The following is a 22,952-nucleotide window of genomic DNA, read 5'->3' on the forward strand; positions in this document are numbered from 1 at the left end:
GGGTTTGTTCGGCTTGATTCAAGGGAAGTTATAATTGTTGTAATACTACAAAGAAACAAATTATTCTAATCCCCCCAACTTTTCCGCTTGATCCCTTTTTAAGTAAGCAACAGTAATAAGAAGAAATAAAAAGGCCGTATAAAAGAAAAGAGACAATCTATCCAGACTTGTCTCTTTTTTCTAACCAAATATAAACCTGTTATGAGCCAGGCTTTGTCTTTAATCTTCTATCTAAACCGGGGTTCTTCAAGAAAATGATTTATCTTTTTTTATCGTGATAAACATCGTTCCGTTTATTACTCTACAAATATAGTAAAAAATTTGATAGTGTAAAAAATACACTAAGAAAATTTTAAGTATTTTTTTTGTCATTTTTTATTTCCTGTTCTTTTTCTATAAGCTTTTAGGATTTAAAATGATAGTACTGCAAAGATAAGGCAAAATTTTGTTAAATAATTGTTAAATATTATCAATTTATAGCGCTATTTAGTCAAACGTTTATTTAATTCCTTGCTTAAAATGATTTCTGTTCTGTTTTTATGTATTTTTTATTGCTTTTAAGGTTTAAAAGTTGATTTTGGTATGAAAAATTAATCAAAAAATATTTTTAGCGTCGATTTTAAAATAAAATTTATAGGTGAAAATTGTGTTTAAAACAAAAAGGCAACATTAATTGAATAATGTTGCCTTTTATATGATTTGAAAATTGCTTAATGCATTTTTTTTATTACAAACTTCCGTAATATTCTACGAATTTAGCTAATGCAGAAGAATATCCCCATTCGTTATCGTACCAAGATACCACTTTAACGAAGTTATCGTTTAATGAGATACCAGCTTTAGCGTCAAAAATAGAGGCATGATCATCGCCAATAAAGTCAGAAGAAACAACTTCATCTTCAGTATAAGCCAACACACCTTTTAATTCGCCTTCAGAAGCTGCTTTCATCGCTGCTTTAATTTGCTCATAAGTAGCTGGTTTTTCTAAACGTGCAGTTAAATCTACAACAGAAACGTCAGCAACAGGAACGCGGAAAGACATACCAGTTAGTTTACCTTTTAATTCAGGTAAAACCATACCTACTGCTTTAGCAGCGCCGGTAGAAGAAGGGATGATGTTAGAAAAACCGCCACGGCCACCTCTCCAGTCTTTAGCAGATGGACCATCAACTGTTTTTTGAGTTGCAGTTACAGCATGGATGGTGCTCATTAGACCTTCAACAATACCGAAGTTATCGTTTAAAACTTTAGCAATTGGGGCTAAACAGTTGGTAGTACAAGATGCGTTAGAAACAATAGTTTGATCTGCAGTTAATTTATGGTGGTTAACGCCCATAACATAAGTAGGGATATCGCTATCTTTAGCAGGTGCAGAGAAAACTACTTTTTTAGCACCGGCAGCGATGTGTTTTTCAGCATCAGCACGGGTTAAGAACAGACCTGTAGATTCGATTACTACTTCAACACCTACAGCATCCCATTTTAAATCAGCTGGATTTCTTTCTGCAGTTACGCGGATTGTTTTGCCATTAACAACTAAATTGCCATCAACAACTTCAATAGTGCCATCAAATTTGCCATGTGTAGTATCATATTTTAACATGTATGCCATGTAATCTGGCTCGATCAAATCATTAATCGCTACAATATCTAATCCTCTTTTTAATGCGGCTCTGAAAACCAGTCTGCCAATACGGCCAAAGCCGTTTATTCCAATTTTGCTCATTGTTTTTGTTAATTAGTGTAATGTTTTAATAAATTTTGTATTGGTTCTTTAATAATGCTTTTAATTTCCAAGCCGTATTTACCTGCTGTAAGCCTTAAGCGGTCTTCCAGCTCAGCAGCTACTTTACCTACGATATGCAGTTCGCTGTCTTTATGTTTTTGTAAGGTAGGTAAGATATATGTTTCAAAATATTTTTCAAATCCTTCATCAATCAGCCTGCGGATGTATTCGTGTTTGCTGTTCTGGGTAATGAAATCGAAAAATGAAGTTAAAAATATATTCGCCTGCGGCTTATTGTAAATGCGTTCTAATATTTGAGGGTGGTCTAGATTGTGTGTTAATGTAAATTTGGCTTCAATATCCTTTGGCATTTTTTGGCTTAAAAATTCTTTAAGAAGTATTTTTCCAAAGTAATTCGAAGAACCTTCATCGCCCAGTATATAACCTAATCCAAAGTTGTTGCTTATTGGCTTTTTTCCGTCGAAGTATGCACAATGTGCGCCACTTCCAAGCATACCAACAATACCGGGTTTATTATAACAAGCTGCTTTAGCGGCACCGAATAAATCATTTTCTACTACAATTTTACTGTATTTAAAAAACGATGCCAGGGTTTTGGCTAACTCCTCTTTTCTGTCTGCTGATGATGCTCCGGCTGCAAAAAAATAAATTTTCTTTATGTTTTCTGCATTGTTAACTAAAACAACTTTTTTGTTTAAAATCTGCAAAATCGTTTTTGGATCAACAAAGCAAGGGTTTAGGCCTGTAGTATTACAATGTGCTACTACCTGTCCATTTTGTGTTAATTTCCAAAATGCTGTTTTTGATCCGCTATAAACAACTGCTACCATATTATATTGAAAGTACCTCTGTCATTTCCATTAAATCGGGCTCGAGTTTAAAAGAATGAGCAGTTAAAGCCTCTCTTATGCTGGTTAATTTTATTTCGTTTCCTTTTAAACCTACCATTTGCTCCGTTTCGCCTGCAATTAACGCATTTACTGCGGCAAAACCTAAACGACTGCCCAAAATTCTGTCGAAACTGCTTGGGCTACCGCCACGTTGAAGGTGGCCAAGTATGGTTACTTTGGTATCGTAATGATCAAAAGTTTCTTTTACTTTTTTAGCAATATCGTAAGCGCCGCCCTGTTTATGGCCTTCGGCCACAATAACGATACTTGATGTTTTTTTTGTTGCTGCGCCTAAGGCCAGTTTATCAATCAATTCATTAACACTGGTTTCCTTTTCCGGTAACAAAACAGCTTCGGCACCGCTGGCTATCGAACTTCTTAGTGCAATACAACCAGAATCGCGCCCCATTACCTCTATGAAGAATAAACGGTCGTGTGCATCCGCAGTATCCCTGATTTTATCAATCGCTTCGATTACAGTATTAATAGCCGTATCGTAACCCAAAGTAAAGTCAGATCCAACTAAATCGTTATCTATAGTGCCCGGTATACCAATTACCTTAACGCCAAAAGTTTCTGAAAAACGTTTCGCTCCGGTAAATGTCCCGTCACCTCCAATTACGACTAGTCCGTCAATATCATTTTTCTTTAAGTTATTGTAGGCAATCTGTTGGCCTTCGTCTGTTTTAAACTCTAAACAGCGTGCAGTTTTTAATATGGTGCCGCCCAAGTGTAAAATGTTACTTACAGAACGGGCGTCCATTGGTTTTATGTTGTCGGTAATTAAACCTTGGTAGCCTTGCATTACCCCAAACATATTAATGCCATGGTAAATTCCGGTACGAACAACAGCTCTGATTGCAGCATTCATTCCAGGGGCATCGCCTCCAGAAGTAAGTACAGCTATATTTTTTATATTTGGCTTCATCTTTATAACACGAATATAGTGTGTATTTTTTACACTAAGTAATTTATTTTATTTTTTTTACTTAATATTGAAAGTCATACCTTTATCTGCTTAAAATAACTAAATTTTACTTTGGAACAAATTTTACCTCATTTAGATTCTGTATTCTCGATAGATTGCGTTTTGTTTGGATTTGATGGTAAGGAATTAAAAATCCTGCTAATTGAAAGGAATGAAGAACCGTTTAAAGATTGGTGGGCATTACCCGGTAATATTGTTGGCCCTGATGAAAGTTTAGATCAATCGGCCTCCCGGATCTTGTACGAACTTACTGGTTTGCGTGGCATTTATATGGAGCAGTATTATGCCTTTGGCGATCCGAACAGGCACCCGCAAGGCAGGGTAATTACTTTGGCTTATTATGCTTTGATCCGTTTGGGCGGCGATAAGGAACTCCGTCCGATTAGTACTTATGCCAAACGGGCAAATTGGCTGCCGATTACTGACCTGCCTAAACTGGCATTCGATCACCAGAAAATTTACGATAAAGGATTAGAAAAAATAAAACGCCGCATTAAACACCAACCAATTGCTTTCGAACTTTTACCGGAGAAATTTACCTTAACACAATTACAGCATGTTTATGAACTGGTTCTGGGTAAAAAACTCGATAAACGGAACTTTAGGAAAAAGATTGTGAGTTTTGGTGTGCTGAAAGAGCTTGATGAAAAACAAAAAGGTGTTTCTTACCGTGCGGCTACTTTGTACCGTTTTGATAAACGTAAATACGCGAAACTTTTTGGTAAAGAGATTTCTTTTTAGTGGATTGAGATTGGAGAGGTTAGATTTGCCCAAAGACTAAAGCGGAAAGGCCCAAGCAACGTGGCCATTTATAAAAAGGAAATCCCCGGTTTGAAATTCAAATCGGGGATTTTTGTGTTATTGTAATCCAACTTTGGACTAATGACTCCAGACTTAAAACTAAACCTTCGGTGCTAATTCTAAATGGTAATGTACCAGGTCATCTATAGGTGAGCGGATAATTTTACCCACGCCCATTTCGTAACGGTCGGCTACAATACTTAAAATATCACGGAAACTATAACCTACTGAGCCCACACAGTTTAATTTATGGTCTTTGTAGTTAGGGTAGTGAATTACCAAAGCTTCGAAAAATGCAGTAAAAGCATAATCAATGGTAGCAAAAGCATAATCCTCGTAGTTATCTTTAAAGTCGTATAAGAATTTACTAAAGCTTGCACAGAAACGGTTCGGCAATGGCTTGTTATAAATGTTATCAAAAATATCTTCGTTGGTTAAAGCATAATTATCGTAAAAAGCTTCACGTAATCCTTTTGGCATGTAACCTTTCATGTAATCGCTTAAAATACGTTTACCGATGTACGAACCACTGCCTTCATCACCTAAGAAATAACCTAATGAATCGATGTTCATGGTAATTTCAGATCCGTCGTAAAGACATGAATTTGTACCTGTACCTAAAATAGCTGCAAATCCTGGCTCGTTTCCAAGGAGTGCTCTAGATGAAGCAAGTAAATCATGGCCTACAAAAATGTTTGCATTGGTGAAGATCTGTTGCATGGCATCAGCCACAATCTTAACATTTGCAGGTGTAGAACAGCCTGCACCGTAGTAATAAACTGCTGTTAATTTCTCTCTTTCCAAGTGGTCTGGAAGAGTCTCATTCAAAGACTTTACAATGTACTCTCCTTTTGAAAAATATGGATTGTAACCTTCGGTGTTAAAGTAAATTTTTCTGCCGGCCTCGTTAATCAAACACCAATTTGTTTTGGTAGATCCGCCGTCTGCAATTACTATCATTTTATTTATTTTTGGTTTTAGCACGATAAAAGTATAAAAAGTCTTATATTTTGTATCCTTTTTTTTAATAATTTTTTAACAATTTGTTGTTGTCGAAAATTAAGTGTGTAAAAAATACACTATATAGGGCGTTTAATCGCCGAAAAACCTTAAAATTATACCAGAAAGGGCATTGGTCTTTTTTTTTAACATCAATAATATTTTACAACAAAATAGCGAAATGAACAACAGATTTTTAGATTTCAGGAGTGATACAGTAACCAAACCAACTGCTGGAATGTTGGATGCCATGATGAATGCAAAAGTGGGTGATGATGTTTTTGGTGAAGACGAAACAGTGCATGCATTGGAGACAAAACTGGCTTCGACTTTTAACATGGAAGCCGGATTATTTTGCCCATCTGGAACGATGACCAACCAGATTGCGATCAAGTGTTTTACCCAGCCGATGGATGAGGTAATCTGCGATCAGACCGCTCATGTGTACCGTTACGAAATCGGTGGCATTGCCTATCACTCCGGCGCATCGGTAAGGTTGTTGCATGGCGAGCGCGGAATTTTGACACCAGAGCTGATTGAGCCCGAAATCAATGAAGACAATATCCATTATCCAAACACTAGTTTAATTGTTTTAGAAAATACAGTAAATAAAGGTGGCGGAAGTTGTTATACTTTATCACAGATTGCACCTATTCATCACCTCTGTAATATAAAAGGATTAAAACTGCACTTAGATGGTGCGCGTATTTTTAATGCATTGGCAGCCACAGGCGATCAGGCAGGCGAATATGGTAAATATTTTGACGGTATTTCGGTCTGCCTGTCTAAAGGACTTGGTGCACCTGTAGGTTCGGTATTATTAGGGAGCAAACAAATGATTCATAAAGCCCGGAAAATTAGAAAAGCTTTTGGCGGAGGCATGCGCCAGGCAGGTTTTTTAGCTGCAGCAGGTATTTATGCGCTCGATCATCATGTAACACGCTTAAAAGACGATCACGCCCATGCGCAGGCATTGGCCAATGCACTGGCCAGCGCAAAATATGTTAAATCGGTAATGCCCGTTGAAACCAACATTGTTATTTTCGAAGTAGAAAAAGGGACGGCAGAGAAAATTGTGCATCAATTGAAAGAAAAAGGACTGCATTGCAATACCACCAGTGCCAGCACCATTCGCTTGGTAACACATCTCGATCTAAATGCCGAAATGATCGATCGGGCAATTGAAATAATATTACATTTGTCTTAGAAAGAGTCCTAAGTCATGAGTCTTTAGCCCCGAGTCAATATGTCTAATGAAATTCTAACCAAAATGCCCGAAAACTCCAAACTCCAAACCCCAATTTCCAAACTTTTAGTGGCTAACCGTGGCGAAATTGCATTGCGTATTATGCGCTCGGCAAAGGGAATGGGAATTAAAACGGTTGCTGTTTTTTCTGAAGCCGATCGTAATGCTTTGCATGTGCGTTATGCCGATGAGGCAGTTTGTATTGGCCCCGCGCCCTCTAACCAGAGCTATCTGGTTGGCGAGAAAATTATCGACGCCTGTAAACTAACAGGTGCTCAGGCAATCCATCCAGGGTATGGTTTTTTATCTGAAAATGCTGGTTTTGCACAGAAAGTTGCTGATGCAGGGCTGATTTTAGTCGGCCCTTCGCCAGAAGCAATGGAAACGATGGGTAATAAGCTATCGGCAAAGGCAGCGGCTTTAAAATACAATATCCCAATGGTGCCGGGAACGGAAGAAGCCATTCAAGATGTAAATGAGGCCAAGCAGCGTGCCATTGAAGTTGGTTTCCCCATATTAATCAAAGCTGCTGCAGGTGGCGGAGGTAAGGGGATGCGTATTGTAGAGCGGCCCGAAGATTTTGAAGAACAGATGCAGTTGGCCGTAAGCGAAGCTACCTCTGCTTTTGGCGATGGAGCAGTTTTTATCGAGCGTTATGTTACCTCGCCAAGGCACATCGAAATACAGGTTTTGGGCGATAGCCATGGTAATATTGTACACCTTTTTGAACGCGAATGCTCGGTGCAGCGCCGCCATCAGAAAGTGGTAGAAGAAGCGCCATCAGCTGTTTTGACCGAAGAAATCAGGCAGCAGATGGGCAAATGTGCAGTAGATGTAGCCCGTTCGGTAAATTATACCGGTGCTGGCACGGTAGAGTTTATTTTAGATGAGAATCTCGATTTCTTTTTCCTCGAAATGAATACTCGTTTGCAGGTAGAGCATCCGGTAACCGAACTGATTACAGGCATAGATCTGGTAAAAGAGCAGATCAAAATTGCTTCAGGAGAAAAATTGAGTTTTAGTCAGGAGGATTTAAAAATCAATGGACATGCTATAGAACTGCGTGTTTATGCCGAAGATCCGGCTAATAATTTCCTGCCAGATATTGGCACTTTGCAGACTTACAGCACACCCAAAGGCAATGGGGTAAGGGTTGATGATGGCTTTGAGGAAGGCATGGAAATCCCGATTTATTATGATCCGATGATTGCAAAATTGATTACTTATGGAAAAGATAGGGAAGAGGCTATAGAGCGAATGGTGAGGGCTATTGAAGAATATGATATTACGGGGATAGAAACTACTTTGGGTTTTGGTAAATTTGTAATGCTGCACGAGGCTTTTAAAACGGGTAATTTCGACACGCATTTTGTAGGCAAATACTTTAAACCAGAAAGCTTAAAGTTACAGGATGAAACAGAAGCGCTGATTGCCGCGGTAATTGCCGCAAAACTGTTTGATAAGAAAGAGGCGAAATTGAGCGATGAAGCAGTTAAAAGTACTTCGGATTGGAGAAAAAATAGATTGAAATATTAACAACATAGAGAAGTCCTCTTTAGGGGCGTCATGCTGAACTTGTTTCAGCATCTTTCTCGCTAATAAATAAGAATGAAGTCCGTTATTTCGGGCGGAGTATAATGCAGCCGAGAAATCTATCCCGAGATAGATCTCTCCATTCCGCTACGCTTCAGTCGAGATGACGACCCATCAAAAACAAAAAAAATGTTCACAGGAATTATAGAAACACTTGGCGAAGTTACTGCCATTAAAAACGACCATACCAATATTCACTTTACCATATCTTCGGCAATTAGCCATGAGCTGAAAATTGACCAGAGCGTAGCCCATAACGGCGTATGTTTGACGGTGGTGGCACTAAATGACGGAACGCATACTGTTACCGCTATAGAGGAAACGCTAAATAAAACCAATCTTGGTGGTTTAACAGTAGGCAGTAAGGTTAACCTCGAGCGCTGTATGCAGATGAACGCCCGCTTAGATGGGCACATTGTGCAGGGCCACGTAGACCAGACTGCTGTTTGTGTGAAACGTGAAGCACTGGATGGTAGTTGGGAGTATCGCTTTAAATACGATGCTTCTGCTGGAAATGTAACCGTAGAAAAAGGTTCTGCTTGTGTAAATGGCATTAGCCTAACTGTAGTAAATTCTGAGCCCGATGAGTTTTCGGTATTTATTATCCCTTATACTTTCGAACATACCAATTTACAAGAAGTTGAAATTGGCGATACGGTAAATTTAGAATTCGATATTATTGGCAAATATGTAGCCCGCCTGATGAATCGTTAAACTTTATTTTTTTTCTACTGGTTGGTCCTGTTTAAAATTTATCCAATAATTTATTTGTGCTTCTTTTCGGCTACAACTTTGTTCTGTTTTTTTGAGGTCGAGGCCCTGCTATCTCTTCAAAAACAGGTCTTAGCTTGCTCAAAAATGAGTTATAAATATTTTTAAGACATAAATTAAACAGGTGCTAATGTCTTGATAATTGATGCTTTGCTGAATTATTGACGTGATTTAAACGTTTAATTTTTCATAACAGTGCAGGATGGTTGGTTGAATAATATTTCTGATTATCGTATAGTTAAGACTAAAAAATTAACGCTAACCAATATGAACAAGAATTCACGTACCTCAGGCGCAATAACTTCACTTGCCTTATTGCTTTTATTTACAACGAATGTTTTAGCACAGAAAATCTCGTTAAAGGATTTAACCGTTGAGCATTTAGTAAATCCTTTTAGTATTGATAATCCAAAACCCAGATTTAGCTGGAAAATTACTTCTGATATAAAAAATACCAAACAGCGCAATTACGAAATTAAACTGGGTACAACGGCAAATATTGATAAAGTTTTATGGAAGGCGACGGTAGATAATGATCAATCGGTATTGATTGCCTATGATGGCCCCGTACTATCCTCGAAAACCAAATATTACTGGCAGGTTAGGGTAAAGGATAACCACGGAAATGTATCTGCGTGGTCGCCGGTTCAGTTTTTCCAAACAGGTTTAAAACCTGAGGATTGGACTGCAAAGTGGATTGCGGTAAATGGAAAAGATACTTCTTTAGCCAGCCCTTTGTTCAGAAAAGAATTTAACCTGAAAAAAGAAGTAAAATCTGCAATGGTTTATATTACCGCCAAGGGTTTGTATGAGGCGAATATTAATGGCGGGCGCATTGGCAACGCTTATTTTGCACCAGGCTGGACAAGTTATAAAGATCACATTCAATATCAGGTTTACGATGTTAAACAATCGCTAAAGAAAGGGGCCAACGTTATTGGTGTTTCATTAGGCGATGGCTGGTATAAAGGACGCATTGGGTTTAGTCATCAAAAACAATTTTATGGCGATACCAGGGCACTGTTAATGCAGCTAGAAGTGGAATACACCGACGGCACCAGAGAAAACATCATTAGCGATAATACCTGGAAAACAAGTTACGGGCCGATACTTGCATCTAATATTTACGACGGAGAAACCTACGATGCCAGGTTAGAACTAGCTGGCTGGAACAATATTGGTTTTAAAGAAAACACTTCCTGGAAACCTGTACAGGAACTGGGCGGGGGGCAGGAAAAACTGGTTGGAATGAGCGGACCGCAGGTAACCAAACATGAAACATTTAAAGCTTTAAAAATATTTAAAACCCCAAAAGGTGAAACCGTTGTCGATTTTGGGCAGAATTTAGTGGGTTGGGTAATGTTAAAAGCCAAGGGGCCAGCGGGTACAAAAATTAGCATCAGCCATGCCGAAGTATTGACCAGAGAAGGGAATTTTTACACAACTAATCTACGTAGTGCCAAACAACAGAACAATTATATTTTAAAAGGTGAAACTGAACAGGTTTTTGAACCACATTTTTCTTTTCAGGGATTTAGGTATGTAAAAATAGATGGCTATCCTGGCGAACTGAAGTTGGAAGATATTACCGCTGTAGCTGTTTATTCGGACATGAAAACCAGTGGAAAATTCAATACTTCAAATCCATTGCTAAATCAATTACAGCACAATATTAGCTGGGGACAGAAAGGGAATTTTGTTGATGTGCCAACAGATTGTCCGCAAAGAGACGAACGTTTAGGCTGGACAGGTGATGCACAGGCATTTGCTACAACAGCTGCATATAACATGGATGTATCGGGCTTTTTTACCAAATGGCTAAAAGATGTTTCTGCAGACCAGCTTCCTAATGGTAGTGTTCCTTTTGTAGTACCAAATGTACTGAGCCAAAATGATGCGGGTTCTGCTGGCTGGGCTGATGTGGCTACCATTATTCCCTGGGATATGTATGTGTCTTACGGAGATAGAGGCATATTGGAAACGCAGTATGGCAGCATGAAAAAGTGGGTCGATTATATTTCATCAGTGGCAAAAAATAACCTTTGGAATACAGGGTTCCACTTTGGCGATTGGTTGTTCTACCGACCTAATGATGATAACGACGGCCGTGCCGCAGTAACGGATAAGTATATGATTGCCCAAACATTTTATGCACACTCAACCCAGCTGTTGATAAATGCAGCAAAGGTATTGGGTAAAACAGACGATGTAACGAAGTACAGTGCGTTGTTAGAACAGATTAAAGCCGCTTACATCAAAGAAAATATGACGCCAAACGGTAAATTGATTTCTAACACCCAAACGGCATATGTATTAGCCTTACAGTTTGATATGCTACCTGAAAACTTACGTGCACAGGCTGCACAAAGGTTGGTAGATAATGTAAAAGATTATGGAAACCATCTAACTACAGGTTTTTTGGGTACACCATATCTTTGCCATGTATTAAGCCGTTTTGGACACGAGGATGTAGCCTATGATCTGCTGTTGCAAGAAAGTTATCCTTCATGGTTATATCCTGTTAAAATGGGGGCAACTACCATTTGGGAGCGCTGGGATGGCATTAAACAGGATGGCTCTTTTCAAACAGCTGATATGAATTCTTTTAACCACTATGCTTATGGCGCCATAGGCGATTGGATGTATAAAAATATTGCCGGTATCAATCCCGTATCAGCCCAGCCAGGTTACAAAAGCATTTTAATTGCACCAAGGCCAGGGGGGAAGCTAACAAGTGCCTCCGGAGAGCTGGAAACAGTGTATGGTATGGTTAAATCTTCTTGGACAATTGCAGACGGTGTTTTTAAGCTGGATGTAACTGTGCCAGCCAATGCCACTGCTACTATAGTATTGCCAAAAACCGATAAAAAGGAGGAAATAGGATCAGGTAACTATCATTTTGAATACAAATATTAATCGCTAATATTGCAGCTTCCTTAAAGAGATTGTATCACCAATATAAATTTTAAGGAGTCGTCATTCCCAACTTGATTGGGAATCTTAATGCAATTAGTTTTAAGATTCCCGCCTGCGTGGGAATGACGGCTTAAGCAATGATGATACAGTCTCTGTCAGATACGGTAAAATAATGTACAGTAAAGAAGAAGCGGCCCGCTTGCGCCAACAGTTTTGGATCAGTTTGGGGCAATACATGAAACCTGTCCCTTCAGCAAGCGGTTCAACCGTAAACTGGACGAACTATAAAACTGGCGTGAAGAATATTTTCTTTAAAATGGATGTTGATGGTAAAAAAGCCTTTATCAGCATTCAGTTGTCGCATCCCGATCCCGATATCAGGCACCTCATTTTCGAACAGTTCGAAGAATTTAAGCTTTTATTTACCAATACGGTAGATGAAGAATGGGACTGGATAAAAGATGCAACTGATGATTTTGGTAAAACGGTATCACAGATTTCAATCACGATTACAGGTGTAAGCATATTTAACCAGCAACACTGGCCTGTGCTAATCTCCTTTTTTAAACCCAGAATAATTGCCCTTGATGAATTTTGGGATAATGTAAAACCCGTTTTCGAAGATCTGGTTTAATCGGCCAGGTTTAGCTGTGCAATCCTATCTTTTGAAAATTTAATTTCCTCTTTATCATCTGTTAAGCTCGGCTTGCTTTTTAAATAAAGGTTATAATATTTGAGTGCATTTTTTCCCTGCTTTAAACGGGTATCATAAAATACCGCCAAGCGGTAATACAAAGTAGGGGTAGCTTTAAACTGCAGGCCTTTTTTGTAAGCGGTGCTTGCCAAAGCCAGTTGATTGTTTTCTTCATAAACGAGACCTAATAGCGAATAATAACTGGCCGTATTGGGCGAAATGGCCTCATCAATGGTTTTTCTGGTATAAATAGCTGCCTGAGGGTAATCTTTTAGCGCGCGGTAACTGAGTGATGTGTAGTATAAAGTAGCCTCATTCTCCATCGCTGCTAGTTCTAATAGTTTAAAATGAGCTATCGCTTTTTGATACTTTCTGGTGTAATAATAGGCTTTTGCCACATCTTTTATTACTCCTGCATCGGCACCATCTTTCAATAATTTCTCGCCTGAAGCAATCACTTCGTTATACTTTTTAAGCTGGTTGGCGATAGGGAGTTTCGCTCTTTGCAGTACCAGGTTATCACTATCTCCCTTAATGGCGATATCGAGTACATGGTAAGCTTTTTCGTATTGCTGATGGGTAGAATGGATCTCTGCGAGATCGGTAGCAACATCAGCCTCCAACGGGTTGATCAGGTTAGCCTTTAAGAGGCAGTTAAGTTTAAGCGAATCATCTTTTGGTGAACTGTACAGATTGGCTAACAGTTTATACACATTAAAATTATTGCTATCTATTTTTACAATTTCACCGTAGTACAGTTTGGCTTTTTCGCTATTACCCCTTTTGGTGTTAATACTGCCCAGACTGAAAAGAATAGGCAAGCTCTGCGGCTGCAGTGCATAGGCCTTGCTATAAAATTTTTCAGCCTCTACATTATTGCCTGCCATTAAAAAACAATAGCCAAGCTGGCTAAGGGTTTTAAAATCATTCACTTCTTCTCCGTAAATACCTTTGAGGTATTGAGCAGCATCGGCATAACGCTGGGTCTGATAGAAATCGAAAAGTTTCTCTTTATCTACAGCGGTTGCATTTTGTGCATAACCTGCTAAACTTAGTCCAAATAAGACCAAAAAAGTTAAGCGCTTTTTCATTATCAATATTTTAAACTAATTTATTAGTTGTTTATGGCAATTCCAAATCTAATTGTTAAAAGATTGGCGAAATAAAACAAAACCCGCATTAAGGGGTTTATAAGGAATAGTTTAACTAAAAATAAGAACCTATGAACACTTTAAAGAAGTTTGAATTAATGGAAAAGATCGTGCGTGAATTGGAAGATTTGCAAAACTCTCAGCAGGCACTTATTCAAAAAATTGGTAAAATTGAAGTAGATAATATCGAATTGGGCGATAACCGCCTGGATAAAGATTTACCGGATATTCATCAAAATTTAGCTGATAACTTAGATACTATTTCGGGAATTTTAGATTACTTTGCAGGTAAAACACAAAACTTTGGTGATAAAAACAATGTTGATGCTTTAAAAGAACAGGAAGCCATTAACAATGCCACCAGCTAAATTTAATCGCATATGAAATTTTTATCTTTAACCGTTGCCTTTTTGCTTGTTGGCTTATTTGCCAGCGCACAGGTACTGCCATCTTTCCAGCTGGGCATTAAAGCTGGTGCAAATTTTTCGAAATTTGATAGTGAAAACACTTTTAACAGTAATAACCGCACTGGTTTTTACGGTGGTCTTTGGGCTAGGGTAGGTGCCGCAGGCGTTTACTTTCAACCAGAGCTCTATGTATCAGGAAAAAAAGCAGATTTGGTAAGCGATGCAACGGGAGAGATAAATAAAGTGCGCTTTACAAGTCTTGATGTGCCTTTATTGGTGGGTACAAAATTTGGTGCTGCTGGTGTGGGACTCCGTTTAAACACAGGACCGATGTTTTCGTTGATATTAGATGAAAACCAAAGCTTTAGTCAGGCTGCAGGAAGCGTTTTCAGGGCCGATTTTAAAAATCAGGCTTTGGCCTGGCAGTTTGGTGCAGGTTTAGACCTTAAAAAACTAAGCTTCGATGCACGTTACGAACTTGGCCTGTCCAAAATCAATAAATCAGGTTATCCTGGCACTAAGCTAAACTTATTTACAGTTGGTTTAGGTTATAGGATTTTGTAATATTATTTACTTAATGCTTAAGGTGTTCATTATCTAATGAACACCTTTTTTTATGTCTTATATTTTTATTGCGCTAAGTTTTGAAGATAAAATTTGCTTTCTATAAATAGATTAGTATGTTTGCATCGTAAACGATATAATCGTTTACGATGCAAATTAAAATGTAATATGAAAACGTTGTACGAAACTAGTGCTACCGTGACCGGTGGGCGTAACGGAAAAATAACAAGTGAAAATGGCAACTTAGCATTAGAAGTTAGAATGCCAAAAGAACTAGGTGGTAGTGAAGCAGGATATACCAATCCAGAACAGCTTTTCGCTGCCGGATATGCTTCTTGCTTTGATAGTGCTCTTAATCTAGTGATGGGCCAGGCAAATGTTAAACCTGAAGCACCTTCTACAGTTAAAGCAAATGTTTCGCTTCATTCGAATGGACAAGGGGGCTTTGGCCTTGGTGTATCTCTACAGGTGCATATTCCGGGGATTGAGGCAAAACGTGCCCAGGAACTGGTAGAAAAAGCCCACTCTGTTTGCCCGTATTCAAACGCTACCCGTGGAAATATTGAGGTGAAATTAGAGGTGATCTAGTTCATTAATCTGGTGCCTGGTTAGCGGCACCTGATTTTTTTGGTCTTAAGTTTTTAGTTAAAAGGATAAGATCAGAAATCAATATTTCGCTTAAAAATGATTTACTTAGCTGAATATTTTATTGTTGATTATTGGTATAGAAAAAGACGTGATGGAAATAAATGATGCTTTTAAACTTGAAAATCAATTGTGCTTCCCACTTTATGCTGCCTCAAGGTTGGTAACCAAATGTTATCAGCCAGTGCTCGATAGTTTGGGGATCACCTATCCGCAATATCTTGTTTTGATGGTATTATGGGAAAATGATTCGGTTAACTTAACAGTGCTTTCACAAAAACTGATGCTGCAATCAAATACGCTAACGCCTTTGCTTAAGCGGATGCAGGAAACCGGTCTTGTAGAGCGCATAAGATCGTTAAAAGATGAAAGAAGTATCGTCATATCCCTTACAGAAAAGGGCCGTGCATTAAAAGAGAAAGCCCCTGTTTTGCGTGAGCAGCTTGGTAATAAGCTGGGTATAAGTTACGAAGAAATACATCAATTAAAGAGCCTTCTTGATAAGCTGATTCAAAACCTGGTCCAGTAGGTTACTTCTGGTACTGTCTTCTAAATTAATTAATCTTCTTTTTCTAGCTCAACTTCTGTTAACTCGTAGGCAAACGACCCGTTTTTTGGTATAATAGGTGTTGCCCTGCCAACACTTAATGCTTTGATAAACGATGCACCAAAGTAAAATATTAATGAGGAGTAAAATACAAAAAGCATAATTACGATAATCGATCCGGCTGATCCATAAATATTGCTGATATTACTCAAGGGCAATAAAATTCTTAAAATGTACTTTCCGGCAGTAAAAAGGCATCCGGTTAACAATCCTCCAGAAATAGCTGCCCGCCAGGTAGGGCGCCCATTTGTTAAGTACCTAAAGAGTATAGTGAACCATGTAGTTACAATTACCACAAATACCAATTGATTAATCACCGAAGTTAAAATTAAGCCAAAAGATGGCGATCCTGATTTCAGATAGGCACCAATATAGGCCTGCACACTATCGGCCAGCAAGCCTATAAAAAATAATATGCCAGCAAATAAGATAATTGTAACGGATATAGCTCTTGATTTAAGGGTGTTAACAATCCCTTTTTTATCTTTTTGGCCTATATTCCAGATCTGCTCTAAAGAGTTTTTGATTACATTGAATAACGTAGTGGCCACAAAAAGGAAAAATATAAAACTGAACAAAGTAACATACCAGGCCTGATTAATGCCCCGGATGTTTCTTAATGTAGTTCTGATCTGTATTATACTATCATTGTCGAGAATATTAGCCAAACGTTCGAATAAGTGCGTAGCCAATAATCTTCTATCGGTAAACATACCGAAAAGCCTGATGAGGATAATTAATATTGGAGGTAAGGCGAAATTGGTAAAAAAAGCAGTAGCACCGGCCAGGCGTAAGGGATCATTCTGCTGAAATAAATTAAATGCTTTTCTTATGGTAGAGAAAAAAAACTTCAGATCTTCTTTTATCGATGGCATCACTCCTGCGTTAAACTCAAAAGGCCGAAAATAGTAAAAATACTTTATTCAGCCTTTTTTATGCATGTAAAGATTCTAGTTTGTTTTGATGAAAACCAGTAAGGTTTTGTCGCCATTTAACAGATATAGCTTATTGTCGGTTATTTTAGCACTATTAACCTGATTAAGAGCATGTAAATATGCACGTTCGGCGGCATCAGTTTCCTGACAGAACATTTTAGTGCCAAAAACATTTTTAACCGTAATTTTATTATCAGCAATTTCTCCCTTGCCGCCATAGTTGTTACAGAACGATTTTCCGCTAATCTTCAAACTATCAGCAAAATTTAGAGTGGCTTTTGCCGAGCTCGGTAGCGTTAAACCAGGCAATTCGCTCAACTCCCATTTGGTATTGTTAAAGCTTGCAGGATCTAATTTTTCTTTACAAGAACTCAATAATAAGATCAGCATTCCGCAGAAGATAAGGTGTTTCATAAGTTAAGGTTTAAATGATTTCCTTTTTAACATCAAAAACTAAACCATAAAAAGATAAAATTGCCTTTTGATTAAGCTAAACTGATTTTTCAATCTTCATCCAATGGTGTTTTATGCCATCGTAATCAAAAATAGCGATTCGTTTTAAACCTACTTTTTCCAAAACATGTATAGACCCTAAGTTATTGATATCTGCAATGCCAATAATTTCATTCAACTTTAATTCCGTAAAACCATAGTCTCGCGCTGCCACTGCAGTTTCTGTAGCATAACCCTTCCCCCAGAAACGTTTGCTGAACCGATAACCGAGGTCGTAATAATTAATATGGTTATTGGTAACTTCTTTAATCAATTTTAAGCCCGACCAACCTACAAAATTACCTGTTGCTTTTTCGATAACGGCCCATCTCCCAATACCATTTTCGATGTATTGTTTTCTGATAAACTCGATTTCAGCAATACTTTGCCCGATTGATTTTACAGGCTTATTGCCAAGATAAAGGTGAACATCAGGGTCACTGTTCATTTCGAACATGCCCTCTGCATCGGTTGGCATTAGTTCGCGTAAAATTAAGCGTTCGGTTTCGGCAAAAATCTTCATTAGCTTGATTTTAAAAAATTGCCATCAATGATTAAAAGTTTTACACCAGCTGTCGATACCGACCGATGCGAACTTAAATTGTCAGAAACCACGTAAGTCATTCCTGCGGTAAGTGAGAATGCTGTTCCATCTTCCATTTCACTTATAAAGCTACCTTCCAAACAATGTACAATGTGGCCCTTTTGGCACCAATGATCGGCAAGATAACCCACAGAGTAGGTTACAATCCTGATTCTTAAGCCATCCAGGTTTAAGGTTTGCCAGGTTGCTGTGCCTGTTTCTCCTGGGTATTCTACTTTTTCTATCTGGCTCCAATCTATGTGGGTAAAGGGGATGGTGTACATGGCTGTTTTTAATGGTGTAAATTAATAAAAGCAGATCAGATTAATAGGTGTTTTAAGCGGTTTTAAGATTTAACGGAGTACCCGGCCTTCTTTTCAGAATGAGTGCCGCTACCAGTGAAATTAATATCCCTACAGGCAGTATTTCCATATATGTAAATAGAACTACCATAATGGGGTTTTTGTACAATTGCTGATTGGAAGCCAGTTCTTTTGTTTTTGTTGCCAGCTCTGTTGCCGATGCACCACTTGCTTGGGCTTCCCTTAATACCTGGGCAACATATTTATCCATAAAATCAGGCATAAATACGTAATAATCAATCAGCCAGGTAATAACATATACGGTAGAGGCTACCAAGCTGATCAATGCGCCGATTTTAAAAGCTTTACCGAAAGTGATTAATCCATCGTTGTATTTATCCCGGTAGTTTTTTATGCCAACAAAAATAAAGGAAAAAGCCAATACCATTGAAGCATAGCCGATAAGCATGCTATGCTCAAGGTTCGGGTCGTTATAACATCTGGCCATAGAGAGCACCATCAAGGTTGATACAATTAAGCCGGCAATTAATCCAAATACAATTACGTTCTTTTTCATCTGTTTATAGTTTTAAGAGGTTTACACCACAAAATTGCTTCGATTATTTTTTTTAACCCTCATACTTTAGGGTGATTTTTTAAAATCGGCGATATTTTAATACTTAAGTACGAGCTATCTATGGGATAATGTTGCGTTTTTTAGCAGTTTCTATAGCTTGCGTTCTGCGTTTTACTGCTAGTTTTTCGAAAAGCCTTGCGTTGTGTGTTTTGATGGTATTTAGCGAAACGAATAGCTTTAAAGCAATTTCTTGATTGCTCAGTCCTTCGGCCATCAGCTGTAAAACTTCTAATTCTCTTTTACTGATATTAAGCCTGATCAGTTCCTTTTCATTGAGGATAAATGTTTCAGGCTTCTCGGTAAAAACCTCTTTTTCTATCAGTATGGTTTTGGGCTTGGTTAATTTAAGTGCAAGCCAAATGCCTAAAGCCATAAAAATAACGGCTATTGAACCAGCATAAATTTCGAAAGCATGGTTAATGATAATAAAACGAAGCTCAAGCCACTTCAATAAAAAAAGTAACATAGCCAGGAAAATCCCATACAAGATGATGCTTTTGTTTTTAGCCAGAAAATTCGGTGTGTTTGCCATGGAATGATCCTTAGGTCAAAAATAAGTAATTTAGATTGAAGTCATTAATCTTTAGTCTAAAGTCGAGAATTGGCAAAAGCATTAGTGGTTATAGCCAACACGTACTCACCAGCATAACCCTAACCTTAGTTTTTATTTGTCAAATGTATACCCGTTCTTTACCATTTAGGTAAGCAATAGGTAAGCAACAGGTAACCATGGGGTTAACCTGGGGTTAACTTGGTGTACAGAAAAGGTAAACAAAAGGTACAGAAAGGGTAAAGAATAGGTAGAGAAAGGTAAACAAAGGGGTAGAGAATGGTAAACTATCCTATGCTTGTCCTATACTGGAATAAGTTTACAATAAAAAGTCTTTATTACTGTTATTTGTTTACTGTTGATTTTACGGGATTGGGTTTACAATAGTATGTTTTTTTTCTGATATAGGTTTACAGTCAAGGTTTCTTTCTCTTTTTTTGTCTTCATGTGTGTATATTCTGGTGTCTGGTATGTCCTATATTGGAATAAGTTTACTGTCTGAAAGTATATTATTGTTAATTTTTTTAACTGTGGTAATTTTCTGGTGACTTAGCTATCACAAAAGCAATAAAGATTTATAAATTAGCGAAAATATATAAATAGCTATACTCATGAAAATTACGCTTTATGCACTCTTACTTTCCGTTGTTTTATTTGGCTGCGGTAAATCAGAAAAAGCCTACAAGGCAAAGCCATTTACGGCCAGTGAAGATTTTAATGTTTTCCCAAAATCAAAGAAAAATGTACTAACTATTGTAAAAACAGATTCTGGTGCAGTGGCAGCAGCCGATCGCTTTGCTATTCAATACAAAGATACCACCATTATTATTGATGACGCGCCAAATGCTGCTGCGCAGAAATTTATTGTTGCATCATTCATCAATACCCAAAAAACTGCCGTATTGGTTCAGGTCTCGAACGAAAGCGGCAAAATGGCTCCTTTTTATATCATTGCTATTAATGATGGAAAAACCGAAGTGGTGAGCTTAAACAAGCCATCAAAAGGTGCTGAAGATAAAAAATATACAAACGGGTTAGAAGAATTAACACGTAGCAATATTTTGGTTAATAACGATTTCTTTATCACAACTATAAATTCAAGGGTTTATCCGGTGAAGAGGCAAAATCCTGATGAACGTATCCAGGGGAAATTTTTTATGTACTCTAGCGATAAAACCACCTTAGCCTTTTTAACCGCAAATTCATTATACCAGGTAAATACAGCAACCGGCGAAACTTTTAACCTGCCTTTGCCAGCATCACTTATTAACCAGCCTGAAACATTAGTTGGTAATATCCAAAGAGATTATACCTGGGTAGTAAATGCGAATGGCACTTCTTTCTTAAAGAAAAATGCTGATGATAATCGCATTGTGGATATTAAAGAGTTTAAACACTAAGATTTTTGTTTTGCCTTTAAGTATTCGTAATGAGTTTTTATGATAGATATAGAAACGGTGAAACGCATAGTGTTTATGCTGATATTGAAAAACTAGGAGAAGAAGCATTTTCTCCTAGTTTTTATCCTGATGTTGAAAAAGTATTGATAGTGTTTTCAATTGTCTTGTAGTTACTTTGTGGTCAGCATCTTTTCTACAAAATAGACCCTGAAATAAATTCAGGGTGACGACCAGAAAATAAAAACGTTCATAAAACATCCTCTGAACAGATTATTAATCTAACTCAGGTTATACTCCTAAACCACCATTGTTCTAAAGGTTAGGTTTATTCTTGGCTTACTTACTTTTTTGGTTGGCGGAAGGCGATGAAGCCAATTTGTTTGCGTTTCATCTTTCATCACCAGTAAACTTCCATTTTCTAAAAATAAGGTTATGGTTTCTTTAGTTTTTTTGTGTTTAAAAAGAAATCTTCGTGCTGCACCGAAACTTAATGATGCAATGGCAGAATCTTTAGCTAAGGCCTTCTCGTCGTCGCTATGGTAAGCCATTCCCTCATCTCCGTTGTGGTACAAGTTAAGTAAACAGGAATTAAAGGTAGTACCTGTTTGCTCCTCTGCTATTTTTTTTAACTCCAGTAATTCCCTTGTCCACGGTAAAGCCATTTTCGATTTATTGGAGTAGGTATAAGAATAGGCTTCATCTCCGTACCAGGCTACTTTTCTTTTGGTGATAATATGTTTGCCCATAATAAAAGCTTCATCGTTCTTCCATTCAATAGTATTCATCAGTGCATCGAAGTAATGATCGGCTTTGGGTATCGGGAATAATTTACCATAATAATTTACTGTTCCGCCATATGGAAGCAGATTTTGATTACTATCTATTGTTGTGTTGAATAAATCCATTGCTTATATGCCTTTCTTAAACAATGCCCACACGGACGATAGCCATGTTGAAGCGCTTCTTCTACAGAACGAAAAAATATGCGGTTTTCTATCTTCATCCGCTTTCCCGATCTGCACTTAAGTAGTCCGTAAATCTTCAATCTGGCATTTCCTCCGAAGCAGATATCTTTGTTTTTAAACTGTTTTTTTAATTCTTCCGTTGAGATATCAACATGTTTGATCATGGGGGTTTAAATATTAGTCTTTGCTGCTTCCCAACCAATCATGGCTGTTTTTCGGTTCACTCCCCAATGGTAGCCGCCCAAAGCACCGCTTGATTGTATTACCCTGTGGCAAGGAATGAGAAAGGCCACCGGATTATCGCCAATTGCAGTGCCCACTGCTCTTGATGCATTTGGGTTGTGCAATTGTTTGGCAATGTTGCCATAAGTGGCCAATTTACCCATAGGGATTTTTAACAAGGCTTCCCAAACTTTTAACTGAAAATCAGTTCCCTTTAAATGCAGTTTAATCTGGTGTAATTTGCTCCAATCGTGACTGAAAATATATAAAGCATTTTGTTGTTCTTTATCCAATATCTGTTGATATTGAGCTGCGGGGAATTGGCGTTGCAGATTTGCCAAAGCAATATTTTCGTCGTCGTAAAAAGCAATATGGCAGATTCCTTTTGGGGTGCTGGCTACAATAATATTTCCGAACGGACTTTCTGCAAAACTATAATTGATATAAAGGTTTTCGCCGCCGTTTTTATATTCGCCAGGTGTCATGCCTTCAATATTTACAAAAAGATCGTGCAGTCTGCTGGTTCCCGATAAGCCGGTTTCTAATGCGGTATCGAATAAACTCTGGTTTTCTTTCAGCATTTCTTTGGCATAACCAATGCTAATATATTGCAGAAAACGTTTAGGGGTAGTACCCGCCCATTCGCTAAATAATCTTTGGAAATGAAAGGGACTTAAATTTACTTTCTCTGCAATTTCTTCTAAACCTGGCTGTGTTTTAAAATTTGCCTTAATATAGCTGATGGCCTCAGCTATCCGATTGAAATTGATTTCTTCTTGTACTTTCATGGTCTTGAATAATTTATATCCAAAAGTAGTTTGGAAAGAAACGGCAAACTACCCGAAAC

The 22,952-nt window shown here is 38.0% G+C and carries 25 protein-coding genes; 11 read left to right on the forward strand and 14 right to left on the reverse strand.

Annotation, left to right across the window (positions count from 1 at the left end):
* Positions 1-727: 727 nt before the first annotated feature.
* From gap to pfkA, 3 genes are read right to left on the reverse strand one after another with little or no spacing between them, the layout of a single operon-like run.
* Positions 728-1,726, reverse strand: a complete 999-nt coding sequence (gene gap / locus HDC90_RS20925) for a type I glyceraldehyde-3-phosphate dehydrogenase (RefSeq protein ID WP_184469883.1) — start codon at positions 1,724-1,726, stop codon at positions 728-730.
* Positions 1,727-1,734: 8 nt separating this feature from the next.
* Positions 1,735-2,577, reverse strand: coding sequence for a hypothetical protein (locus HDC90_RS20930; protein WP_184469886.1), 843 nt, complete (start codon positions 2,575-2,577; stop codon positions 1,735-1,737).
* Between the two features lies 1 nt (position 2,578).
* Positions 2,579-3,565, reverse strand: a complete 987-nt coding sequence (gene pfkA / locus HDC90_RS20935; protein WP_184469888.1) for a 6-phosphofructokinase — start codon at positions 3,563-3,565, stop codon at positions 2,579-2,581.
* A gap of 111 nt (positions 3,566-3,676) precedes the next feature.
* On the opposite strand from pfkA, the gene HDC90_RS20940 reads away from it, so the two are divergent.
* Positions 3,677-4,366, forward strand: a complete 690-nt coding sequence (locus HDC90_RS20940; RefSeq protein ID WP_090982558.1) for an NUDIX domain-containing protein — start codon at positions 3,677-3,679, stop codon at positions 4,364-4,366.
* A gap of 159 nt (positions 4,367-4,525) precedes the next feature.
* Here HDC90_RS20940 and HDC90_RS20945 read toward each other — a convergent pair whose 3' ends face one another.
* Positions 4,526-5,386, reverse strand: a complete 861-nt coding sequence (locus HDC90_RS20945; protein ID WP_184469890.1) for an N-acetylglucosamine kinase — start codon at positions 5,384-5,386, stop codon at positions 4,526-4,528.
* Between the two features lie 220 nt (positions 5,387-5,606).
* Between HDC90_RS20945 and HDC90_RS20950 the strand changes: the two genes are divergently transcribed.
* The 5 genes from HDC90_RS20950 (at position 5,607) to HDC90_RS20970 (ending at position 12,585) form a co-directional block, all read left to right on the forward strand.
* Positions 5,607-6,632, forward strand: a complete 1,026-nt coding sequence (locus tag HDC90_RS20950; RefSeq protein ID WP_184469892.1) for a low specificity L-threonine aldolase — start codon at positions 5,607-5,609, stop codon at positions 6,630-6,632.
* A gap of 39 nt (positions 6,633-6,671) precedes the next feature.
* Positions 6,672-8,207, forward strand: coding sequence for an acetyl-CoA carboxylase biotin carboxylase subunit (gene accC, locus HDC90_RS20955; protein ID WP_255497788.1), 1,536 nt, complete (start codon positions 6,672-6,674; stop codon positions 8,205-8,207).
* 186 nt (positions 8,208-8,393) lie between these two features.
* Positions 8,394-8,978, forward strand: a complete 585-nt coding sequence (locus HDC90_RS20960; protein WP_184469895.1) for a riboflavin synthase — start codon at positions 8,394-8,396, stop codon at positions 8,976-8,978.
* A 324-nt stretch (positions 8,979-9,302) separates the two neighbouring features.
* Positions 9,303-11,951, forward strand: coding sequence for a glycoside hydrolase family 78 protein (locus tag HDC90_RS20965; protein WP_184469896.1), 2,649 nt, complete (start codon positions 9,303-9,305; stop codon positions 11,949-11,951).
* A gap of 172 nt (positions 11,952-12,123) precedes the next feature.
* The gene (locus HDC90_RS20970; protein WP_184469898.1) at positions 12,124-12,585 is read left to right on the forward strand and encodes a DUF4268 domain-containing protein; all 462 of its coding nucleotides are present in this window, start codon (positions 12,124-12,126) and stop codon (positions 12,583-12,585) included.
* Here HDC90_RS20970 and HDC90_RS20975 read toward each other — a convergent pair.
* Positions 12,582-13,736, reverse strand: a complete 1,155-nt coding sequence (locus HDC90_RS20975; protein ID WP_184469900.1) for a tetratricopeptide repeat protein — start codon at positions 13,734-13,736, stop codon at positions 12,582-12,584. The two genes, HDC90_RS20970 and HDC90_RS20975, sit on opposite strands and share 4 nt — an antisense overlap.
* Positions 13,737-13,867: 131 nt before the next feature.
* On the opposite strand from HDC90_RS20975, the gene HDC90_RS20980 reads away from it, so the two are divergent.
* The 4 genes from HDC90_RS20980 (at position 13,868) to HDC90_RS20995 (ending at position 15,941) form a co-directional block, all read left to right on the forward strand.
* Positions 13,868-14,164 carry a hypothetical protein gene (locus HDC90_RS20980; RefSeq protein WP_184469902.1) on the forward strand — a complete coding sequence of 99 codons (297 nt, stop codon included), beginning with the start codon at positions 13,868-13,870 and terminating at the stop codon, positions 14,162-14,164.
* A 12-nt stretch (positions 14,165-14,176) separates the two neighbouring features.
* Positions 14,177-14,767: a porin family protein gene (locus HDC90_RS20985; RefSeq protein ID WP_184469904.1), complete on the forward strand. Its 591-nt coding sequence runs from the start codon at positions 14,177-14,179 to the stop codon at positions 14,765-14,767.
* Between the two features lie 168 nt (positions 14,768-14,935).
* Complete coding sequence (locus HDC90_RS20990; protein ID WP_184469906.1) at positions 14,936-15,355, forward strand: organic hydroperoxide resistance protein; 420 nt, start codon at positions 14,936-14,938, stop codon at positions 15,353-15,355.
* Positions 15,356-15,506: 151 nt separating this feature from the next.
* Complete coding sequence (locus HDC90_RS20995; protein WP_184469908.1) at positions 15,507-15,941, forward strand: MarR family winged helix-turn-helix transcriptional regulator; 435 nt, start codon at positions 15,507-15,509, stop codon at positions 15,939-15,941.
* 29 nt (positions 15,942-15,970) lie between these two features.
* On the opposite strand, the gene HDC90_RS21000 is transcribed toward HDC90_RS20995, so the two are convergent.
* From HDC90_RS21000 to HDC90_RS21025, 6 genes are all read right to left on the reverse strand, one after another.
* On the reverse strand, positions 15,971-16,894 hold the full coding sequence (locus tag HDC90_RS21000; RefSeq protein WP_184469910.1) for a YihY/virulence factor BrkB family protein: 924 nt from the start codon (positions 16,892-16,894) through the stop codon (positions 15,971-15,973).
* A 75-nt stretch (positions 16,895-16,969) separates the two neighbouring features.
* A complete protein-coding gene (locus tag HDC90_RS21005) occupies positions 16,970-17,368 on the reverse strand; it encodes an META domain-containing protein (RefSeq protein ID WP_184469912.1) in 399 nt (132 codons plus the stop codon).
* Between the two features lie 76 nt (positions 17,369-17,444).
* Positions 17,445-17,969: a GNAT family N-acetyltransferase gene (locus HDC90_RS21010; RefSeq protein ID WP_184469914.1), complete on the reverse strand. Its 525-nt coding sequence runs from the start codon at positions 17,967-17,969 to the stop codon at positions 17,445-17,447.
* Positions 17,969-18,313: a DHCW motif cupin fold protein gene (locus tag HDC90_RS21015; protein WP_184469916.1), complete on the reverse strand. Its 345-nt coding sequence runs from the start codon at positions 18,311-18,313 to the stop codon at positions 17,969-17,971. The genes HDC90_RS21010 and HDC90_RS21015 overlap by 1 nt, the downstream gene beginning before the upstream one ends.
* A gap of 52 nt (positions 18,314-18,365) precedes the next feature.
* Positions 18,366-18,908 (reverse strand): DUF4199 domain-containing protein, encoded by a 543-nt coding sequence (locus tag HDC90_RS21020; RefSeq protein WP_184469918.1) that lies wholly within the window; start codon positions 18,906-18,908, stop codon positions 18,366-18,368.
* A 118-nt stretch (positions 18,909-19,026) separates the two neighbouring features.
* The gene (locus tag HDC90_RS21025; protein ID WP_184469920.1) at positions 19,027-19,500 is read right to left on the reverse strand and encodes a response regulator transcription factor; all 474 of its coding nucleotides are present in this window, start codon (positions 19,498-19,500) and stop codon (positions 19,027-19,029) included.
* A 629-nt stretch (positions 19,501-20,129) separates the two neighbouring features.
* Between HDC90_RS21025 and HDC90_RS21030 the strand changes: the two genes are divergently transcribed.
* Positions 20,130-20,918: a hypothetical protein gene (locus HDC90_RS21030; protein ID WP_184469922.1), complete on the forward strand. Its 789-nt coding sequence runs from the start codon at positions 20,130-20,132 to the stop codon at positions 20,916-20,918.
* Positions 20,919-21,214: 296 nt separating this feature from the next.
* Here the strand turns inward: HDC90_RS21030 and HDC90_RS21035 are convergent, their stop codons facing one another.
* Genes HDC90_RS21035 through HDC90_RS21045 form a run of 3 tightly spaced genes read right to left on the reverse strand, consistent with a single transcriptional unit; the run spans position 21,215 to position 22,893 of the window.
* Positions 21,215-21,823, reverse strand: coding sequence for an alpha-ketoglutarate-dependent dioxygenase AlkB (locus tag HDC90_RS21035; RefSeq protein ID WP_184469924.1), 609 nt, complete (start codon positions 21,821-21,823; stop codon positions 21,215-21,217).
* Positions 21,799-22,047 carry an Ada metal-binding domain-containing protein gene (locus HDC90_RS21040; RefSeq protein WP_184469926.1) on the reverse strand — a complete coding sequence of 83 codons (249 nt, stop codon included), beginning with the start codon at positions 22,045-22,047 and terminating at the stop codon, positions 21,799-21,801. Before HDC90_RS21040 ends, HDC90_RS21035 begins: the two co-directional genes overlap by 25 nt.
* A gap of 6 nt (positions 22,048-22,053) precedes the next feature.
* Positions 22,054-22,893: a methylated-DNA--[protein]-cysteine S-methyltransferase gene (locus HDC90_RS21045; protein WP_184469928.1), complete on the reverse strand. Its 840-nt coding sequence runs from the start codon at positions 22,891-22,893 to the stop codon at positions 22,054-22,056.
* Positions 22,894-22,952 lie beyond the last annotated feature (59 nt).

The organism is Pedobacter sp. AK013 (genome assembly GCF_014205835.1).
Taxonomy (GTDB): domain Bacteria; phylum Bacteroidota; class Bacteroidia; order Sphingobacteriales; family Sphingobacteriaceae; genus Pedobacter.

Excerpts from the sequence above, each read along its gene's own strand:
- gap (WP_184469883.1), bottom strand. The coding sequence starts at position 1,726 with ATGAGCAAAATTGGAATAAACGGCTTTGGCCGTATTGGCAGACTGGTT.
- HDC90_RS20930 (WP_184469886.1), bottom strand. The coding sequence starts at position 2,577 with ATGGTAGCAGTTGTTTATAGCGGATCAAAAACAGCATTTTGGAAATTA.
- pfkA (WP_184469888.1), bottom strand. The coding sequence starts at position 3,565 with ATGAAGCCAAATATAAAAAATATAGCTGTACTTACTTCTGGAGGCGAT.
- HDC90_RS20945 (WP_184469890.1), bottom strand. The coding sequence starts at position 5,386 with ATGATAGTAATTGCAGACGGCGGATCTACCAAAACAAATTGGTGTTTG.
- HDC90_RS20950 (WP_184469892.1), top strand. The coding sequence starts at position 5,607 with ATGAACAACAGATTTTTAGATTTCAGGAGTGATACAGTAACCAAACCA.
- accC (WP_255497788.1), top strand. The coding sequence starts at position 6,672 with ATGTCTAATGAAATTCTAACCAAAATGCCCGAAAACTCCAAACTCCAA.
- HDC90_RS20960 (WP_184469895.1), top strand. The coding sequence starts at position 8,394 with ATGTTCACAGGAATTATAGAAACACTTGGCGAAGTTACTGCCATTAAA.
- HDC90_RS20965 (WP_184469896.1), top strand. The coding sequence starts at position 9,303 with ATGAACAAGAATTCACGTACCTCAGGCGCAATAACTTCACTTGCCTTA.
- HDC90_RS20970 (WP_184469898.1), top strand. The coding sequence starts at position 12,124 with ATGTACAGTAAAGAAGAAGCGGCCCGCTTGCGCCAACAGTTTTGGATC.
- HDC90_RS20975 (WP_184469900.1), bottom strand. The coding sequence starts at position 13,736 with ATGAAAAAGCGCTTAACTTTTTTGGTCTTATTTGGACTAAGTTTAGCA.
- HDC90_RS20980 (WP_184469902.1), top strand. The coding sequence starts at position 13,868 with ATGAACACTTTAAAGAAGTTTGAATTAATGGAAAAGATCGTGCGTGAA.
- HDC90_RS20985 (WP_184469904.1), top strand. The coding sequence starts at position 14,177 with ATGAAATTTTTATCTTTAACCGTTGCCTTTTTGCTTGTTGGCTTATTT.
- HDC90_RS20990 (WP_184469906.1), top strand. The coding sequence starts at position 14,936 with ATGAAAACGTTGTACGAAACTAGTGCTACCGTGACCGGTGGGCGTAAC.
- HDC90_RS20995 (WP_184469908.1), top strand. The coding sequence starts at position 15,507 with ATGGAAATAAATGATGCTTTTAAACTTGAAAATCAATTGTGCTTCCCA.
- HDC90_RS21000 (WP_184469910.1), bottom strand. The coding sequence starts at position 16,894 with ATGCCATCGATAAAAGAAGATCTGAAGTTTTTTTTCTCTACCATAAGA.
- HDC90_RS21005 (WP_184469912.1), bottom strand. The coding sequence starts at position 17,368 with ATGAAACACCTTATCTTCTGCGGAATGCTGATCTTATTATTGAGTTCT.
- HDC90_RS21010 (WP_184469914.1), bottom strand. The coding sequence starts at position 17,969 with ATGAAGATTTTTGCCGAAACCGAACGCTTAATTTTACGCGAACTAATG.
- HDC90_RS21015 (WP_184469916.1), bottom strand. The coding sequence starts at position 18,313 with ATGTACACCATCCCCTTTACCCACATAGATTGGAGCCAGATAGAAAAA.
- HDC90_RS21020 (WP_184469918.1), bottom strand. The coding sequence starts at position 18,908 with ATGAAAAAGAACGTAATTGTATTTGGATTAATTGCCGGCTTAATTGTA.
- HDC90_RS21025 (WP_184469920.1), bottom strand. The coding sequence starts at position 19,500 with ATGGCAAACACACCGAATTTTCTGGCTAAAAACAAAAGCATCATCTTG.
- HDC90_RS21030 (WP_184469922.1), top strand. The coding sequence starts at position 20,130 with ATGAAAATTACGCTTTATGCACTCTTACTTTCCGTTGTTTTATTTGGC.
- HDC90_RS21035 (WP_184469924.1), bottom strand. The coding sequence starts at position 21,823 with ATGGATTTATTCAACACAACAATAGATAGTAATCAAAATCTGCTTCCA.
- HDC90_RS21040 (WP_184469926.1), bottom strand. The coding sequence starts at position 22,047 with ATGATCAAACATGTTGATATCTCAACGGAAGAATTAAAAAAACAGTTT.
- HDC90_RS21045 (WP_184469928.1), bottom strand. The coding sequence starts at position 22,893 with ATGAAAGTACAAGAAGAAATCAATTTCAATCGGATAGCTGAGGCCATC.